Genomic DNA, 17,341 nt, shown 5'->3' on the forward strand with positions numbered 1-17,341 from the left:
TCTAGAAAATGCCATCCTCGCCGAGCAGCTTTGCCACATAATTGGCGCCTACGACGAGAATAAGACTAACAACAGATTTAAAGAGTCCAACCGTTGTCGCCATGGAGAAATTGCCTTGCACTAAACCAACTTGATAGACGTATAAATCAAATACATTCGCAACGTTATGAACCAGCGGGTTATCTGCCAGGAAAATTTGATGAAAATTGGAATCTAACGCCGTGCCCAATTGAAGAAGCACAAGCACTACGATCGTACTGCGAATGCCTGGCAGGGTGACATTCCACATACTGCGTAGTTTACCAGCGCCATCAACATCGGCCGCATCATACAATTCAGGATTAATGCCAGCTAGTGCTGCAAGCAAAATAATGGTGCCCCAACCCATATCGCGCCATATATGCTGCAGTACCATCATCGGCCGAAACCAGTGTTCAGAGAGCAGAAAAGGAATATCGTTACCGCCCCATTCGTTCAAGGCATGATTGATGACACCGGAAGGACTGAAGAAGATCAAGGTAATTCCTGCAATGATGACCCAGGATACAAAATGGGGTAAATAGAGGATCGATTGTACCAACTTTTTATAAAGCTTAAAACGCAAATCATTCAAAAGCAGCGCTAGCACGATCACAAACGGAAAATAAAACACGAGATTATACAAGCTTAGCAGCAATGTATTTCGCAGGAGAATTAGAAAATCCGCTTTCGCAAAAAGCTCTTTAAAATTTGCAAGTCCTACCCATTCACTATTGAAAAAACCCCGGAAAGGGCTGTATTCCTGAAAAGCGAGCAACAGCCCCCATACCGGAAAATATTTAAAAACAAGAAAATACAGCATGCCTGGCAGCGCGAACGCATATAACGGCAAGGATCGTTTCATCGCATTCCCCATCCGAATTCCACCTTATCTGTCTAGTTAAAATCCAAGTTTTATGGATGATCTTTCGTATATTGATCCATGTATTCTTTCAGAATAGCTCCGCCAGTCCCTGCAGACCAGGCATCAATTTCTTTTTGAACAAGGCTGTAGTCGCCTTCTCCTAGTACATACTTCGTTGCTGCAGCGGCAAGCGGCTTGCTATGATCCGGATTTTTACCTGCAGTAGTGGATATGTAGGGAAGGAACGGATTCGCAACCCCGATTTTGGAAATTGCTTCCAGCGTCTCTCTGCTTGATTTAAGCACCTCAGGATCGATAATCGTTTTTGCATAGTAATAAGGATCATAGCGGTTTTCCATGACGAATAAATCAATGCGGTCACTAGCGAAAGCTTTCGCTTGTTCAGGTGTACGTTCTGTTATCCCATTCTTGAGACCATTGGAGTGAACACCGACTAAACCTGTTTGGAAGAACACATCATTCTCCTCGGAAGCGGTGAAATCCAAGAAATCGACCACTTTTTGAACCTTTTCTTTGGCTACGCCTTGCGGCACGACCCAGATGCCATAGTAGCCCGAGACAACCGCTGCACCCTTATTCCCATTTGGTCCTGTAATGGAAGGAATCGCGACAATTTTGGCTGCAGGATCTGTCTTCACCAGTTTGTTCACGTTAATACCCGCTGGATCAATGTGTTGGACTTGACCCACATAGGCGCCTGCAACGCCTGCAAAAAATTTATCTTGCGCTGGAGTCGCTTTCTGAACAGGTGAATCCTTATCAATAAGCTTATCCGCATAAGCGGTGCGCAGCCAATCCAGGTAGCCTTTGTACGTAGGCGCTTGAAAGCTAGCAATAGCCTTACTTCCATCCACTTTAAAACTGTTTGGAACACCAAAGGCGAAAGCAATCGGGTTCACCATACCAAATGGTGGAATTTGTGTATACGCATCTGGCTGATTATTAAGGACCAACGGTATCGTTTTCCCGTTGCCAGCTGGATCTTTTTCTTTAAACACTTTTAACGCGTTCGTCAACTCATCCAGCGTTTTGGGAACAGGCAAGTTGTACTTATCCAGCCAATCCTTCCGCATGATGACGTTCGCTTCGCCACCGCCGTATAAGCCACGCGGTCTGGGAATTCCAAAACGCTTGCCGCTGCTCTCCATATTTTTCCACGTTTGCTCAGGAATGAATTCTAAATTCTTTTTCCCTTTGATATAAGAGGTCAAATCTTGAAACGCACCGCTTTTGACAAAACTCTGATACTTGTCAAATGGATCTGTAAACAGCACCAGGTCGTACTTCGCTCCTGAGGTGAGAGCGACGCTGAGCTTATCGGAATAAGCATCCGAAGGGACAAAATCAATATCCAGCTTGACGTTGCCTCTCTTTTCGATGTCAGCCTTCGCCTGGTTATTCTCCGAATTGGGCAGCTGTCCAAAAATAATAGCAAGTACCTTCAGTGTTGTTGGTGCAGCTGATACCGGTGTGCTTGAAACAGCTGCACCACCTGGCGTCGTGCTTGGTGTAGGGCTTGACGATGAACAACCAGCAGCTATACTGCCAAGCAGCATCGTCGCTGCCAAAATGCTTATTCTTTTTTTCAAAATCATGTATGGATCCCCTTTCGTCTATTCATTTACCTTGCTTCATTATTATAGGTGGATTAATAACGCATCTAACATGGCGTAACCCTCGAACTGTGTACCCGATCTGTGAATCCTGTCAAAACAACACCTATTTCTGCTTAGGAGTAGGTTATAATGAGAATAACAGATGCTTACGAAGCTAGTTATAACTAACGTAAACTTTAAAGAGGTGCAACAACTTGCGTTTTCTATCCTTTGTCAAAAGAAGTTTTTTCGTTCGTGCCCTCTTGTTCATGATTGCCGTGCTGTTGATTCCCTTACTTATTCTCGCTGGAAGCACGCAGAAGGAAGCCGATGCCGCCATTCGAAAGCAAGTTAACCGCATCAATGATCAAGTGGTTAGACAGATCATGGAGCGGATTGAAACAACGATGTCGCAGATTCAAACGTTGGGCAATCAATACGGATCCACGCCGTCCGTGCTTGCCGCATTAACCTCGACAGGCAGTATATCCAACGATGTAATCCGTGTGAATGACGCTAGCGCTACCCTGGATATTGCAGCTTCACTGCTTCGCAGTAACACGGATCTGGCGCTCTACAGTCTATGGAACGATCAACTCATCACGACATCGCGTAATGTGGAATACGCAAGCAAGCTTCTCTTTCACGATACCGCTAAAACGTTCTTAAACAGGAACCAATCCTGGATATATCTTGATGCCGATGAAGAGCATGTCTATTACCAGCGACGTATTCCTTTCGATACTTGGCTTGATCCAAAGGGCAGTTTGCTCATCTCCATTAAGAAAGACTTGTTTCATGGTGTCATTGAACATGTTGAGAAAGATAATAAAGGCTTCTTCACAATTGCTACCAGACATGGCGCTGTTCTTGCTTCAACACGGTTGGGTTCTAAGGAGGAGATTGCTTCGCAAACCGCCTTGGTATTATCCGAATGGAGAGCTAGGGATAAGCCCGCACAATTTCAGTTCCAACAATCTCTTTACTCCGTCCAGCAGTCCAATGATTATGATGCTACCCTGCTCATTTCGGAAATTCCGCAGAATGCCTTGACGGAGGATACAGATCGAATCAGGCAGTATGTCCGTTATTTAGTCATTCTACTTGGCGTGACAGGCTTCATCTTTGTGCTCGGCTTTGCCTATTATTTATACCGTCCACTTTACGCAGTACGCCGACATATCGAACGTATTAAACAAGGAGATTTTAGCGCCGTTACGACGATACGCACCTCCAATGAAATCGGTGAGCTGAGTCTTGTACTCAACACAATGTCTTCCAGGTTGCAAACACTTGTTGCTGAATTAAAAGAAACAGCGGACTTAAAACGGAGGACAGAAATAAAAGCCCTGCAATCGCAAATCAATCCTCACTTTTTGTACAATAGCTTAAATACAATTCTTATGTTCGCTCATCTTGGCGAGAATGGGAAAATTAAATCGCTGATGGGCAGCTTAATCTCGTTGTTGCGGTATTCGATGGAGAATTTCGAACAGTTCGTCCCCTTATTCAAGGAAATCGAGTACGTACGTGATTACATGCATATGCTTGAACTGCGTTATGAGAGGCCCCTGACCCTGCAAATTGAAATTGAAGAGGGATTGACGGACATGCCAACTCCCAAATTACTGCTTCAACCCTTAATCGAAAATGCCCTATTTCATGGTGTTCTGCCAGTGAAGCATATACCAGGGATCTTACATATTCGTGTTTATAAAACCTACGATCAGGAAGCGGTCATCCTTGAAGTTGCCGATAATGGCAAAGGCATGGATGAAGGAAGTGTCAGTCAGTTACGACTTTTGCTAAGCAAAAAGGAACAAGGTGTCGAGAACATTGGGCTTCGCAATGTGTGGGAACGAATAGGGCTCGTTTACGGCCATCCTTCCTCTTACGAAATTGAGAGTTCGCCCGGCCAAGGTACACGATTCCGCTTCCAATTCCCATTCAAAACTTGAAGGAGGTGCCCCCACGATGTCCAAAATCAGTGTCGTGTTAATTGAAGATGAACCTCCTGCTCGTCAGGTTTTCCGGCAAATGCTTCAGAAGCGATCCGATCTATTCGAAATCGTCGGAGAAGCTGAAAATGGGGAAGAAGGTTATCTGCTTATCAAAGAAAAACATCCGGCCCTTATTGTTACGGATATTACAATGCCTGTGAAAGATGGATTAGAGATGCTTCGAGATGTGAACCGCACTCTTATCAATCCACCCTATGCCATTATTTTGACATGTCACGAGGATTTTCATTACGCACAGCAAGCGATTGAACTAGGCGCCTCCTCCTACTTGCTCAAGGAGCGGTGCCTACTCGATGGAGATTTGCTGACACGTACCATGGAGAATGTGCTTCCTGCCATTTTGAACGAAACAGAAGCGCGAGCGGCTAAGGCAGAAATGGAAAAAAGATTACGTATACATGAGTTAGATATTGAAAGGAACCAATTCCTCGACATGATGCTTGGCCATGAGGAAGAGTGGCTTGATCATCTTGAACAAGCCGGGTTCCAGGTACAATCATGCCCCTATTCTCTCTTCTGGATTGAATTCGATCGCAGTTCACTTCGATTCTCCTTACACATGTCAGAAGAGCTCAAGCTGTGGCAATTCGCCACTGTGAATGTGTTGAGAGAATGGGCAAGTGTATGGGGACCAAATCGTATCATTGCTTTCGATAAGGGACGATTTCTCCTTCTATTGCAAGGCGAGCAAAGCTTGGAAGGGGATGCCAGCATTCAAATAGCCGATATATTGAATCGATTTCTTAAAACGGGCAGCTATGTCCTTCATTTTCATGCATCACAACTGGTTGAGCTCAGAACGCTATTCCCCTGGATCAAACGAACGTATCGGGAGCGCGATTTGTTCTTTTATGAGGAACAGCATGTAGCCAAGGTTCCCTTTGTCTCCATCGATTCTCGGTTCAACTATACACAACTGTCTACCGAAACTCGTGTTCTCTGGAAGGACAAGTTACTCCAAGGTTTACTTCGTGGTTCAACATCAACATCTTGGAAAAGCGATTCACCCGCTTGGCTGTTCTATCGAGAAGCTGCAGCGCAGAAGTGGTCTCCTTCACAGGTTCGAGATTTGTTTGTTCAAGTTATGTCAGATCTTAAAACATTCCTTCGAGTGAATGAACCTCATCTCTATCGTGATGGAGAGTCTGACCACAGACTGATGGAAACCCTGAAGGATTGTCAAACATTTCGCTCTTTGTATGAAACATGCTTGTCCTATTCAAACGCCTTCACGAATAAAATAGAACCAGGGCCGTCCATTGATCGAACGGTTGCTGCCATTGTTCAAACCATTAAAGAACATCCCGAACGCAACTACCTCCTAGATGAATTAGCTGTGAGTATTAATTACAGCGCGAATTACTTTGGGCAAGTTTTCAAAAAAATAGCAGGCGAGCCGCTAACGCCTTTTGTTACGAATCAGCGGATGGAACGAGCCAAGTTGCTCCTTCTTACCTCCGACCGGAAAACATTTGAAATCGCCCAAGATGTTGGCTTTCCTAATTACCGCCATTTCAATCGCTTGTTCAAACGGAGTGTCGGCTGTTCGCCTACGGAATTTCGTGACAATGAAAGAAGCTGACACCTGATCATGATCAGTGCCAGCTTCTTCCCTTTTATATGGACAGTGGCGGCGTGCAGAGCACCACTTCTAACTCAGAATCTGCTAAGGCAGACCAGGTTACTTTCCCAACAGATGCTGGAAGGAATAAATAATCTCCACGTGTAATGGATATCCTTTGTTTCTCTTTTACATCGTGATCATCTGCTTCTATCGATATGAACCCTTCACCAGCAACAACGATCGCGATGACAAATGTATCTCGCGCCTTAGGTGAGTAGGCCGTGCGTACCCGCAGTCGATTCATCCCAAAAAGCCTTGTGGCCTCTTCACCGATTAGAATCGATTCCTCTGCACCTGTACTCTGATATATAGATTGTGGCTCTCGGCGCCATTGCCTAAGCGTCTCTTCTTCCGAGTAACTGTCATAATGGAAACATTCGAATAAGGCGTCAAACCCCGCACCTTGATGAATAAGTAAATCGGGGATCACACGTCCCTCTGGTGTTGTCCGCTCCGTACGAAGCGTGTAATCTGTCGGCTCCTGCACCTCGATCAGAAAGCAGCCTGCGCCAATCGCGTGAGGAACACCGCCTTCAATGAAGAACACATCACCAGGTTTGACCTCAATTTTATGCAGCGCTTCCAGCATACCGGGAATGTTCTGTTCATGGAACAGCTTCTCCCAATGTTCTCTGGTCACACCTGGTTTAAAGCCAAAGAACACATGCGGCGGCTCCCCATCAATCGTACGACCACCTAGGATGTACCATGATTCCGTTTTACCAAAATCAGAATGGAGAATATCTTTGGCAAATTGTTTATCAGGATGAACTTGAATCGTTAAGCGGCTGAGCGAATCAATCATTTTAACAAGCACACCCGTCTGATTACCGAAATTCGCCACATGCTCTTCTCCAAGAAACGATGCGGGGTCAGTCGCAATGATGTCTCTCAACAGCATACGATCTTCGTTGTCCACCTGCACATAACTAAGACCTTCATCCTCGATGGACTCACGACCTGGGTTGCGTGCTCTGACTGTAGAGGCAATCCAATCTTCCGGCAACTCACTATCTTGTGGGTTACCATTTCCTTGCCAACTCTCCAGCTCTTTACCACCAAAATACGTCCTCCATACCCTGGAAGAGATCAACTTCAGCACCTTTTGATGCAACCCCTTGCGGCTGTCTGTATGCATTGCCCTATCGAAGCTCCTCTCATACCTGCTCAAAGTTTACCTTAAATACACGCACATCATGGCCAGATACAGTGACAGGAAGCGTCGCTTCACCATTCATAACAGCTAATCGGCAAGTCGTACTCGTATATAAATCCTTGATTTCACAATGCTCCGCACTAATTTCGGACAAACTTACTTCAGAAGAGACGGCTTCTGCGCCATAATTCATGACGAATAGCAACAGTCCGTCCTCACCACGTAACGATGATACCTTCAGTTCAGCTGTTTTCGAACGATGAAGCCTTAGTCCATGCTTATTAGCAAGCTCATTCACAAATGCACGAACACTTTCCTGCTTCTCCATAAAGTACCCATACCATAGGAATGTGGCTATCGTCACAATCTGACCTTTACCGCGTGGCGTACGAAGTATAGCTGGATCCCCATTTGTAAATGTGCCCAATACTGTGACAGAATCATCATAAACCTGTAGAATTTGTCTTTCGTAGTAGCCATTGATATGCATGTTGGTTTCCCCATAACTGATGTCCAATCCCTCTGGGTCAATATCTTCAAATGTATACCCCAGTACGTCATTCATCTGGCCAAAAGGCAATACTCGATGCACCATACCCGTATTATCTACTGCTCCGAAACGTCCATCACACACGACAACACCGCCTTGCTCCGCATACGCTTGGATTGCCGCTGCTAGTTCATGGCTGACATTCACCTGACTAGAAATAAACAGTGCCTTATATGCGTTCACTGACCCATCAATAATCTCTTCAGGAATGAGATAATCGGCTGAGATGCCTTCCTCCCAAAGCACATCGTACATGCCCGTTAATGAATCTACATAAATCGAGTCCGACAGCTTCTGACCATGGTTCCGCGAGTAAGCTTTCGTGAAATCATGATTAAGCGTATCGTATAAAATAGCAACCTTAGGGAGCTCACGATCATAGGTTGTAAATTCTCTTTCATGACTTTGAATAATAGCAGCGATGGATCCCGCTTCAATAGCCCGAACCGTATAGTTCCCTCGCGTGTCTACAAGACCCCGTCCCATTGTCTGTACTCCCTTGGTGAAGGGATCCCATTTCCAATAAATAATCCCTTTGGCTCCATGGGAAATCGCCTCCCAGCACCACCACCGCAAATTGTGCGGACGTACGACCGAGAATGGATTGAACATCGCCACATTATGGCTTTGCAGCTCCGAAATCCAAAACCTCCCCTCACGCGAGGCTGAATGTACGCCCGATAACGTTTGCCACCGCTGCGATGGTGATAATCCAACAGCATCGTTTTTTGGATACAGCGAAATCCCGAATTCATCCACGCTTTCTGCCACATTCCAATCATCCTGCGGCAGTGCGTAGTGTTCATCCTTGGATACGGAGGCATATACATTATCTGCGATGGTTGGGTGATGAGGATCAACTGCTTTGACCACAGCAGCCCAGTCTTTTAGAATCATGCCCATATACGCTTTCTTAAATTGATTATAATCAACGACTGGCATGACACTCGCCCACATCCAATTAGAGAATTGAATCTGTGACCAGTCATAGTACGTTTTTTCCCAGATATCATTCAGCTTTCCGATCGTGCCATATTTCTCCTTCAGCCATTCCCGAAAAGCCTGCAGCGTGAAGCTGTCATAAGATTCAAAGCGTGTTTCGTTATAAATATCATAGCCATACAACGAGGAGTAATCCTTATAATTGGCTGCTGCTTCTGAAAATGTCTTATGGATCAGCATCCGCACTTCGGGATGGCTGTAATTCATAACCCCATAGCCTGTTCCTTTGTTTGTGAAATGACCATCAGGATCCACTGCGAAATACTCAGGGCGCATCACAAAATCAGGCATATATTCGAGGAAGGTCACCTGTCCTTCCAATTCCATAATAATTTTCATATCCAAATCTTCGGCTATTTCCAGAATCTTGCGCCCTGTATGAAACGGATAATGCGGCAGTGTGCGATCCTCCCACCAGTAAATCGCTGGCCACATCACCACGGTGTTCATACCAATTTCTTTCATACTCGCGAGCGAATTGCGGATATCCTCCAAGGTAAATTCCCTCTGTATTTTTAACACTGTGCCATACGAAAATCTGGACATCGTTCTATGACCCCTCCTAAGTTGTGTTGCTCTTCTTATCCCCCTCACTATACGCCATACAGCAAAGTATCCCGATCCTCATTTTTCAGAAAAAAGTAGACTTTCTTCCGTTTTTGAATGATGATGAAGTCAACTCCATAGAAAGCGAGCCAAGCCCAATGCGCTATTACACAGTGGAACAAAACATGAGCAACGATTTCCCATTTAATCTTACTGTGAAGAATAAAATACTACTGCAGCAAGTCGGATTGCACGCCCACGATTACTTCCAAATCTGTTACGTCCAGCAAGGTAGCTGTGTACATGTCGTAGAGCACCAAAAGGCTACACTCGTAAAAGGTGACCTTTTTTCTATTCCACCTCATTATGAGCACAACTTTGAGTTGTTCGAGGATAAAGACATAGAACTCGTGCATATCGATTTCATGCCTCATCTACTCGACAGTTCTTTACTAGATCTTAGCAATCTGGATAACTTTGTAAAATTCGCTTTCATACATCCTTTCGTGCAATTGAATGACAGTTTGCTGCCTAAGCTCAACTTGACTTATCAAGGACAACAAACGGTTGAAGCACTCATTAGCGAAATGTACACAGAGTTCTCAGGGCGTCAGGAAGGCTTTGCGTTAATTATTAAATCCCTTATTCAAAAACTACTCGTGGTAGCAGGTCGTGAGTACGCTGCTTTCATGGCACACCGTGATGAAAAACGTCATGTACAAGCTAACCGCAGCCATTTTGACAAAGCGCTTGCGTTTATTGAATCTAACTATTGTCAGGACATAAAGCTTAGCGAAGCAGCTGCAGAAGCGACTATGGCAGTTAATTATTTTTCAACGATGTTCAAACTGCTTACAGGTCGATCTTTTGTGGAATATGTGACTGAGCTGCGTGTAAAGGAAGCGCTCCGCTTGCTTCTCGAGACTCATGAAAGTATGGAAGAAATCGCCTTTCAAACAGGGTTTAACCATATGACGCATTTCTACCGCGTATTCAAAAAAAAGATTGGGCTTACGCCCAGCCAATATAGGAAATTGAAGCATGCAGATCGATGAGATGGGTAACATTCACTAGCGTGCAACAAAAAGGGAGCTGCTGGTACTTTTAACAAGGTCTATTTAGAAAATAATTTTCGGAAAATTAATCAGGATCTAGGTGTATGAATGGAATTTTAGGGAAATATAACCTTAATACACTGAAATTGGTTGGTGAGACAATTTATTATGAGTAAACCTGAACGCACACTTGAAAAACCGGAACAAGACAATGCGCCAGATGGCGCTAAAGTCGCATTTACAGAAAAACTCGAAACAAATCTGACCGTTCTTCATCAGTATCTGGATACACCGCGATTTATAGTAACAACTCTGACAGTAGGCACAATTGCTCCAACAAAGGTCGCCGTTTGCTATGTAGATGGTCTTGTTGATATGGAAATATATGATGGTGTTGTTAAGCAAATTGAAACGATTAATCTTAAATATGTTCCCAATAAGAAAGCTGTGACTGATCATTTGAAGTCAGCTTGGGGTGGAGATTTTTTCCCCACACTAAGGTCAACAGAGAGATTTGATTCATTCGTATCTTCCCTCATGGAAGGACGGGTAGGAATCATCGTAGATAATAATCCGTTCGGTACAGTTGTACCATCTCTATTTTGGGAATGTTTCTATGGATCGAATGATTACTTTGCAGGCTTCGGAAAGTTCTCTTCGCCTCTTTTTCGCTTCATTTGTTGTCTTGCTGGTATCTTAATTCCAGCTGTCCTTATTTGCATTTTTTATCATCATCCTGAAATTATGAAGAAAGCACCCAAAGTGTTTACAATGAAAGAAACCGCGTTGTCACCTCTTGTGCAAACGTTAAGCTTGCTTTTAATATTTAGAATGATTGTTGATATTGTACACCGCCTCCATCGCCCCTTTATAATATTCATTTCCTTTGTATCCGCAAACTTTGTAGGACAAGTAGCTGTATCCGCTCACTTATTCACTTCGTTAATTGTTGCCGCAATATCATTATCTGCTATCGCGGGTTTGCAAGTATATAACCGGTTATCAACGTTTGAACAAATTCGTTACCCTTTGATATTTATTGCGTATTGGTTTGATTTTACGGGGTTAATTATTGCGTGTACTATAATAACCATCTATGCTGCAATGCTTAACTCACATGGAGTTCCATACTTATCGCCAATATTGCCTTTGCGTAAGTCGGAACTCTTGGATAGTTTGTTTGTTCGAGGAAATTTAGACAAGATCATTAACAGAACGCATAAATTTGCAAAGATCAGAAAACATTAAGTATTAGTAGAAAAAGCAACCGATATTGAAATCGGTTGCTTTTTCACGTCGATTTATCTGTCATTTTCATTCCTGATAAGTATGACGCGCCATAAGCGGCGTGGTTCGCTAAACTATCCGGTCTATCTGACAGAGCTGCATCAGTTAACCGAGATGTCCCGCTCATGCTGGAGCACTTGCCTAACCAAGAGGAACACCGTCAAGCGGCCGATTACATCCGAAGCAAAGCAGCAGAGTTGAACATTCTCTTGTAATCGATATCCATGACATCGGTCACTTTTGCTTTTACCTTGTTATTCGCTTTTCACTCTTCAACGTTTTATCCCAATCTGCTCTAGCCATGTAGACATTGGATTTGCCGCCTCTGTCGGAGGAGAACAGGATATGCTCGTCATTTCGGGTAAAAATAGGATGCGGATGTGACATTTGGCTGCCCCAGGAAGTGCCATGGGCACAAAGAAGGCCGACTTCGATCGAGCCCCCTTCGTATTTTAACAAGGACATATAGTTCCCGTTATCCTTCATCACTTCGCGAATGTGCGCACGATCACCGACACCCATCGTTTCCTGATAGTTCATCTGTACATGGGAAGGCCGAGTATAAGGGTAATAATATCTTCTCTCGTTCGAACCGTCTGTGTTGATGAAAATATCGCCATGCACCAAAAATTCGTCGCCTACCCGCTCCCTAGATGAATACTGAGCGCCAACCCTTCCGCTGGCGGTAAAAAATTCATGTCCGATCCGTTCCAATCCTACCTTCTGATCTACTAGTGGATACACCTTGTCATGATCGATGCGTGCCGTCCACATTCTATGAACCTGAAGCCAGGGACCTTCATGACAAAATAAAATCAAATTCGAATCGACCGGGCTTATGTTCACATGCGAGATATACTGCCCTTCTCCCCATACCACATAGGGAGCTTTTTTTTCAATATCAAAGCGGATGACGACGCTCCTTGGTCTGCGGAAGTGTTTTTCCCTGTGTGTTGAATAAGTACCACCACTATCCGTACATAGCTCCATATGCTCCACATACGAAAAAGCGAGATATTTCCCAGCATTATCGACAGATAGATCGCTGGGATGAAAGCCACGTGGAATTTCCATGAGCTCCTCGGTTTCTAGATTATCAAGGCGAACACGCAGTAGCGTGCGATCTGCAAAATAATAAACAATATGATGCCAAGCATCGAGTACGGAACTGAAAGGAATTACCCCCTCCTGATCGGTGATTTGCACCATCTGTCCGTCTTTGAATCTCAATGTGTATAATTGCATCGAACCGGAGCGGTTAGATGCCAGAAGAATGTAATTATTGTCAGAATCAATCAATGTTTTGGTGAAATAGGGATGATACGTATCGCCGGAATTGTCGGTGAGCTGTATGACCTCGACACCTGTTAGCTCGTCTTGCTTTTTGGTTATCGTTGAGTAATAGACATCGCCTTTCATAGCACTTTTCACTCCTTGTTTATTTGTTCGGCAGCATGAATCGTCGTAGATGCCGCTATAGGGCATCGACGACGACCGTACAATCTTCTAGTTACCCGCAAGCACTCCAATATCCGAGCCAGTCAGTGCACTGCCAAAAGCATATACTTCGTCTATCTTACCGTTAAACGCATTGGAAAAATCCGGCCGCCTGCCTATAAACACATGTTGATTGTTGTTATATTGGGTAGACGGAATTGAACTCAGATTGGAGCTGCTTAACGCTCCGTTGACGTAGAGCTTTAACGCAGTTCCCGGCTCAAATACCCCCGCCAGATGAACCCATTGCCCAACCGGCAGCGTTCCTGCCGTCACTACATTTATTGAAGAAGTTGCACCGGTTGCGATCTGGAAGACACCTTTACCTGCAGCATTCAAATACAGGCTCCATGACCTGGAATTCGAGCCATTCTCCTTCGAGATAATTCTGCCATCATTTGCGAAGCTGTCGATATAGACCCAAGCGGCCAGAGACATGGCGCCCGTAAATTGCAGTTCAGTGGGAGTTCCCAGATCGACTTCATCATTCGCACCATCGAAATCCAAGCTGTTTCCAATCTTGCCTGCTGTCCAAACGGGGCCATTAATCAAGGTCCCATTCAAAAGATTGCCTGAGGAATCCGATGCGACGGTTCCCGATGTTTCGTCAAGCTTCCAGTACCCCACAGGGGATACGGAACCAGAACCAGACGATACGGTAAACTGAATCGTATACGCATTGCTCGTCGTTCCATCGGCAGACGTCACCGTTACGACCGCAGTGCCAGGCAAACTCGCCGGTAAGTTATATGCCAATGTAGAAGGCGCCGCCGAGCTGGCATCCAGCGATGTTGCCGTCACCGTCGGTACACCGGAGCCTGTCGGAAGTACGACATTGTAGCTATACGTACCCGAATTGAACCCCGCAACTGCCTGCCCATTTACCTGCAGGTCACCTAGCATCGCCGGCACACGCACCTTGTACTCCGTTTGGTTGACGCCATTAACCGAGCTATTCGCCGTCATAGTTGAGGTACCCGCATACACACCAGCGACATTAATGGACGATACATCGGTAACCGTCGAAGACGTAATCGTAGCCGCCGAACTGCTCGATATCCAATCGGCATTCAAATTCGATGTGTTCGGGAATGGCTTCGTGGAATTTAGCTGTAACGTTTGCCCTACAGGCACCGAAACAGCGGTATTCTCAGCTTTGATCGTAATTGGCACTGAATATCCATTGGTCAACCTTACAAACAAAGTCGAGTATTCGACAGCACGGTTAAAGGAAGCTTTCGTGCGGTCAACGTTAACCGTAAACGTTACGGAAGAGTTACTTCCGAAAGTTCCCGTTGATGGGGTAATGGAATACCAATCTTCTTCCGCATTCCGTCGAATCGTATAACTGCCGGATCCACTGAGTGTTCCGGTAGAAATCGTGAACGTAGCTGAATTACTCGTTTCGGGAATACTGACTAAATACTTATCTGATTGGAACGGGATCGGCCGTTTCGGGAACAAGCTGCTCGCCCCTTGCTCAAAAGCACCGATATCGGGAGACGCACCAGAGTACGTATCCGCAAAGTTGTTCACGATGGTTCCCTGATCCACAACGTTAACTTCCCTTGCCGTATTGATGCCCGAAGTCGTTGGTGTAAAAACACCTGCATCCGGATTCGTCATCTTGCCAATCTTGAACAATCCGTGTGCCTCGGCTCCTGGATTGGCATAAATATCCCCAGATCCATCCCCATCCGTGCTGCGTCCGAGCGCATCATAGTCAAAATTCGTACCGGGGTTCACGGACGGATTATTATCCTCAATGTTGTAAAATTTAGACGATCCCTTAATGAGATCCCTCATCACTACAATGAGATTATTCCGTGTGCCGCCGTACCAGTTCTTCGGCGTACTGCTGCCAGTAATGGCTTTGGGAACGGCATAAATCGTATTGTTGAAGAACCAGGTCTCTCCCTTATACACGGTGCTGCTGTTGCCGCCTAATTTAACTACCGAACCCGTACCTGTTCTTCGATAATCGTTCAAATTATGAAACACATTATTGAACGCATAGCTCGGCCCGACCATATTCGGGGCGAAGCTGGTACCGGAATAGCTCATCTCGAAGCGATTGTCGAACACCCGAATATTGGACTGTCCACCGTCAAACTCGACACTATCATCATTGGCGTATCCGAAGAAGTTGCCGTAGATATCTGCATCCTTATAAAAGCCGCCGCTCTCTTGATTATTGTAATAGCCGCTGATCACGTCATTGAATCGGTGATACTCATCCGTTCCACTAAAATCGTTATATCTGACCACCATGCCGCCTGCACTTCGGAGGTACATCGCTTCTGGCCCTTGAGGGTGAGAATTGCTAAACACTTGCCCATCCGAGGTGATACCTCCCCACGGGTTCGCGTAACCTCTCGGCTCATGTACGTAGCTTCGTTCTACAACGATGTTTTTCGCGTCCTCGATCCGGAAGCCAGCATCACCTTCCAGCATATCTCCCTGTGTATCAATCGGTGTGCCATAGCCTACATCACTCTTATTGATATAAGCCAACTGTGCAGCTGTATGCACGGTATCCACTGCCGTGCGTCCCCAGCCGGAAATATCCGCATTAGTAATCCGAACGTCGTGATTCGTACTGTTCAGGTAGATGCCATTCTTGCTGCCGCCCTTGACAATGAAGCCATCCAGAATCGTATATACCGTATTCGTAATCGTTACCGCATGCTGAGTTAATGTACCGGCATCAATAGTGAGACCTGTATCATTAACAATTTTGATCCACCCGTTGTTCGTTCCAGTCAACCCGTTAATGACTAACCCGCCGCTCGAGTACAAGCTAGATAACGAAATCGTCTGCGCAATCACGGGGTTCGAGGTCCAGGTTTGGACGGTCCCCGTCTCCGATTTGATGAGTGTACTTCCGTAGTACACATCCGACTTGACATCGTAGGACGTATTCTCATCCAACCTGACAATACTGCCTGAGAAAATCTCCTTGCCTGGAATATAAATGGGATCCAGTGCATGCTTCCACACCGTGTCCGCTGTCTTCTTGTAGTACAGATGACGAGTCAAATCGTCCCGCCCACCTGCAATATAAGCACTGATGGAGTTAAAAGAAGGTGTCAGCGTCAACCCGTAAACCGGCGTAGGCATTCCTGCCGTCACTGTCACTTGAGCTGAAGCCGTGTACACCGCAGGGGTTGTGCTCGGCGGCGTAGTTGTTGTAGACGTGGCTGTGATGGTCGCCGTTCCGGTATTCACCGCCGTGACTAGCCCTGTGTTAGCCTCAACAGTAGCGACGGAGGAATTGCTGCTGCTCCAGACAACTGCCTGCGGTGCTCCGGAAGGAGCAACCGTGGCGGTAAGCGTCTCGGTCCCCGCCTTCTCGATAGACGTCGACGTCTTATTCAAACTGACACCTGTCACGGAGCTCGGTGCCGTGCCGCCGGTTTGCACGAGGCTGATATCATCGACATAAGCGGTCATACTGCCGCTGACTGCACTGCTGGAGAACACGTAGATCCGCATATATTTGGCGTTGGCGGGCACAGTGAAGTTATTTTGATACAATGTGTATCCAGATGTAGTTGTTCCTATAACCGAACCCACGATGACATCCGAACCAACTGTCGTGGAGCCGGTTGTATTGAAGTTATCTGGCCCTGCCTTGTCATAAAATCGAACAACCATTCCCGTCGAGGATGCGGCGTTGGTGCAAGCAATGACATTCAAGTAAAAAGAAATGTTGTACGTTTGACCGGGAATGACAGACACGAATTGCTGTGCCGGTGTCTTTTGACTGCCGGATCCTGCCGATACCTTCAAGGCATTGTTGCCTGAACGGGCATAGGTTGAACCCGTCGGAGTACCGTTTGTCGCCTTCGACCCTGTCGAATCGATTTTCCAGTTGTCAAAGATTAGAACACCCGATCCTGTTGCACTCTCGAACCCACCGTTTAATAGATTTCCATTCCCGAAAGCTGCAGCAGGCTTCGCCATTCCTAACGGGATACAACCTAGTACCAAACAAAACATGATGAGCTTGCATAATCGACTCCTCAACACGATACTCATTCAGTAGTTCCTCCTTTGTGATGGATCCTAACAGATTCGTACGTTTTGCGCGTTATGAGCTTC

General features: G+C 45.7%; 10 protein-coding genes. 4 read left to right on the top strand and 6 right to left on the bottom strand.

What is annotated here, in order from left to right; genetic code table 11:
• Nucleotide 1: 1 nt before the first annotated feature.
• The gene (locus tag AC58QT_RS10685) at nucleotides 2-895 is read right to left on the bottom strand and encodes an ABC transporter permease (RefSeq protein ID WP_497408952.1); all 894 of its coding nucleotides are present in this window, start codon (nucleotides 893-895) and stop codon (nucleotides 2-4) included.
• A 38-nt stretch (nucleotides 896-933) separates the two neighbouring features.
• Nucleotides 934-2,499 (bottom strand): extracellular solute-binding protein, encoded by a 1,566-nt coding sequence (locus AC58QT_RS10690; RefSeq protein WP_497408953.1) that lies wholly within the window; start codon nucleotides 2,497-2,499, stop codon nucleotides 934-936.
• 215 nt (nucleotides 2,500-2,714) lie between these two features.
• Between AC58QT_RS10690 and AC58QT_RS10695 the strand changes: the two genes are divergently transcribed.
• Together AC58QT_RS10695 and AC58QT_RS10700 are read left to right on the top strand one after the other, a co-directional pair.
• Nucleotides 2,715-4,457, top strand: a complete 1,743-nt coding sequence (locus AC58QT_RS10695; RefSeq protein ID WP_497408954.1) for a sensor histidine kinase — start codon at nucleotides 2,715-2,717, stop codon at nucleotides 4,455-4,457.
• A 16-nt stretch (nucleotides 4,458-4,473) separates the two neighbouring features.
• The gene (locus tag AC58QT_RS10700) at nucleotides 4,474-6,102 is read left to right on the top strand and encodes a response regulator transcription factor (protein WP_497408955.1); all 1,629 of its coding nucleotides are present in this window, start codon (nucleotides 4,474-4,476) and stop codon (nucleotides 6,100-6,102) included.
• 34 nt (nucleotides 6,103-6,136) lie between these two features.
• Here the strand turns inward: AC58QT_RS10700 and AC58QT_RS10705 are convergent, their stop codons facing one another.
• Nucleotides 6,137-7,282: a type I phosphomannose isomerase catalytic subunit gene (locus AC58QT_RS10705; RefSeq protein ID WP_497408956.1), complete on the bottom strand. Its 1,146-nt coding sequence runs from the start codon at nucleotides 7,280-7,282 to the stop codon at nucleotides 6,137-6,139.
• Nucleotides 7,283-7,301: 19 nt separating this feature from the next.
• Nucleotides 7,302-9,398 (bottom strand): beta-galactosidase, encoded by a 2,097-nt coding sequence (locus tag AC58QT_RS10710; protein ID WP_497408957.1) that lies wholly within the window; start codon nucleotides 9,396-9,398, stop codon nucleotides 7,302-7,304.
• Between the two features lie 185 nt (nucleotides 9,399-9,583).
• Between AC58QT_RS10710 and AC58QT_RS10715 the strand changes: the two genes are divergently transcribed.
• Nucleotides 9,584-10,453, top strand: coding sequence for an AraC family transcriptional regulator (locus tag AC58QT_RS10715; RefSeq protein WP_497408958.1), 870 nt, complete (start codon nucleotides 9,584-9,586; stop codon nucleotides 10,451-10,453).
• Between the two features lie 168 nt (nucleotides 10,454-10,621).
• Entirely contained in the window at nucleotides 10,622-11,701 is a 1,080-nt protein-coding gene (locus tag AC58QT_RS10720; RefSeq protein WP_497408959.1) for a spore germination protein, read from the top strand.
• Nucleotides 11,702-11,986: 285 nt separating this feature from the next.
• Here the strand turns inward: AC58QT_RS10720 and AC58QT_RS10725 are convergent, their stop codons facing one another.
• On the bottom strand, nucleotides 11,987-13,159 hold the full coding sequence (locus tag AC58QT_RS10725; RefSeq protein ID WP_497408960.1) for an oligogalacturonate lyase family protein: 1,173 nt from the start codon (nucleotides 13,157-13,159) through the stop codon (nucleotides 11,987-11,989).
• 87 nt (nucleotides 13,160-13,246) lie between these two features.
• Nucleotides 13,247-17,278, bottom strand: a complete 4,032-nt coding sequence (locus AC58QT_RS10730; protein WP_497408961.1) for a LamG-like jellyroll fold domain-containing protein — start codon at nucleotides 17,276-17,278, stop codon at nucleotides 13,247-13,249.
• Nucleotides 17,279-17,341 lie beyond the last annotated feature (63 nt).

The organism is Paenibacillus sp. J31R109 (assembly GCF_059692055.1).

Coding starts and splice junctions, on each gene's coding strand:
- AC58QT_RS10685 (WP_497408952.1), bottom strand. CDS start 895: ATGGGGAATGCGATGAAACGATCCTTGCCGTTATATGCGTTCGCGCTG.
- AC58QT_RS10690 (WP_497408953.1), bottom strand. CDS start 2,499: ATGATTTTGAAAAAAAGAATAAGCATTTTGGCAGCGACGATGCTGCTT.
- AC58QT_RS10700 (WP_497408955.1), top strand. CDS start 4,474: ATGTCCAAAATCAGTGTCGTGTTAATTGAAGATGAACCTCCTGCTCGT.
- AC58QT_RS10705 (WP_497408956.1), bottom strand. CDS start 7,282: ATGCATACAGACAGCCGCAAGGGGTTGCATCAAAAGGTGCTGAAGTTG.
- AC58QT_RS10710 (WP_497408957.1), bottom strand. CDS start 9,398: ATGTCCAGATTTTCGTATGGCACAGTGTTAAAAATACAGAGGGAATTT.
- AC58QT_RS10715 (WP_497408958.1), top strand. CDS start 9,584: ATGAGCAACGATTTCCCATTTAATCTTACTGTGAAGAATAAAATACTA.
- AC58QT_RS10720 (WP_497408959.1), top strand. CDS start 10,622: ATGAGTAAACCTGAACGCACACTTGAAAAACCGGAACAAGACAATGCG.
- AC58QT_RS10725 (WP_497408960.1), bottom strand. CDS start 13,159: ATGAAAGGCGATGTCTATTACTCAACGATAACCAAAAAGCAAGACGAG.
- AC58QT_RS10730 (WP_497408961.1), bottom strand. CDS start 17,278: ATGAGTATCGTGTTGAGGAGTCGATTATGCAAGCTCATCATGTTTTGT.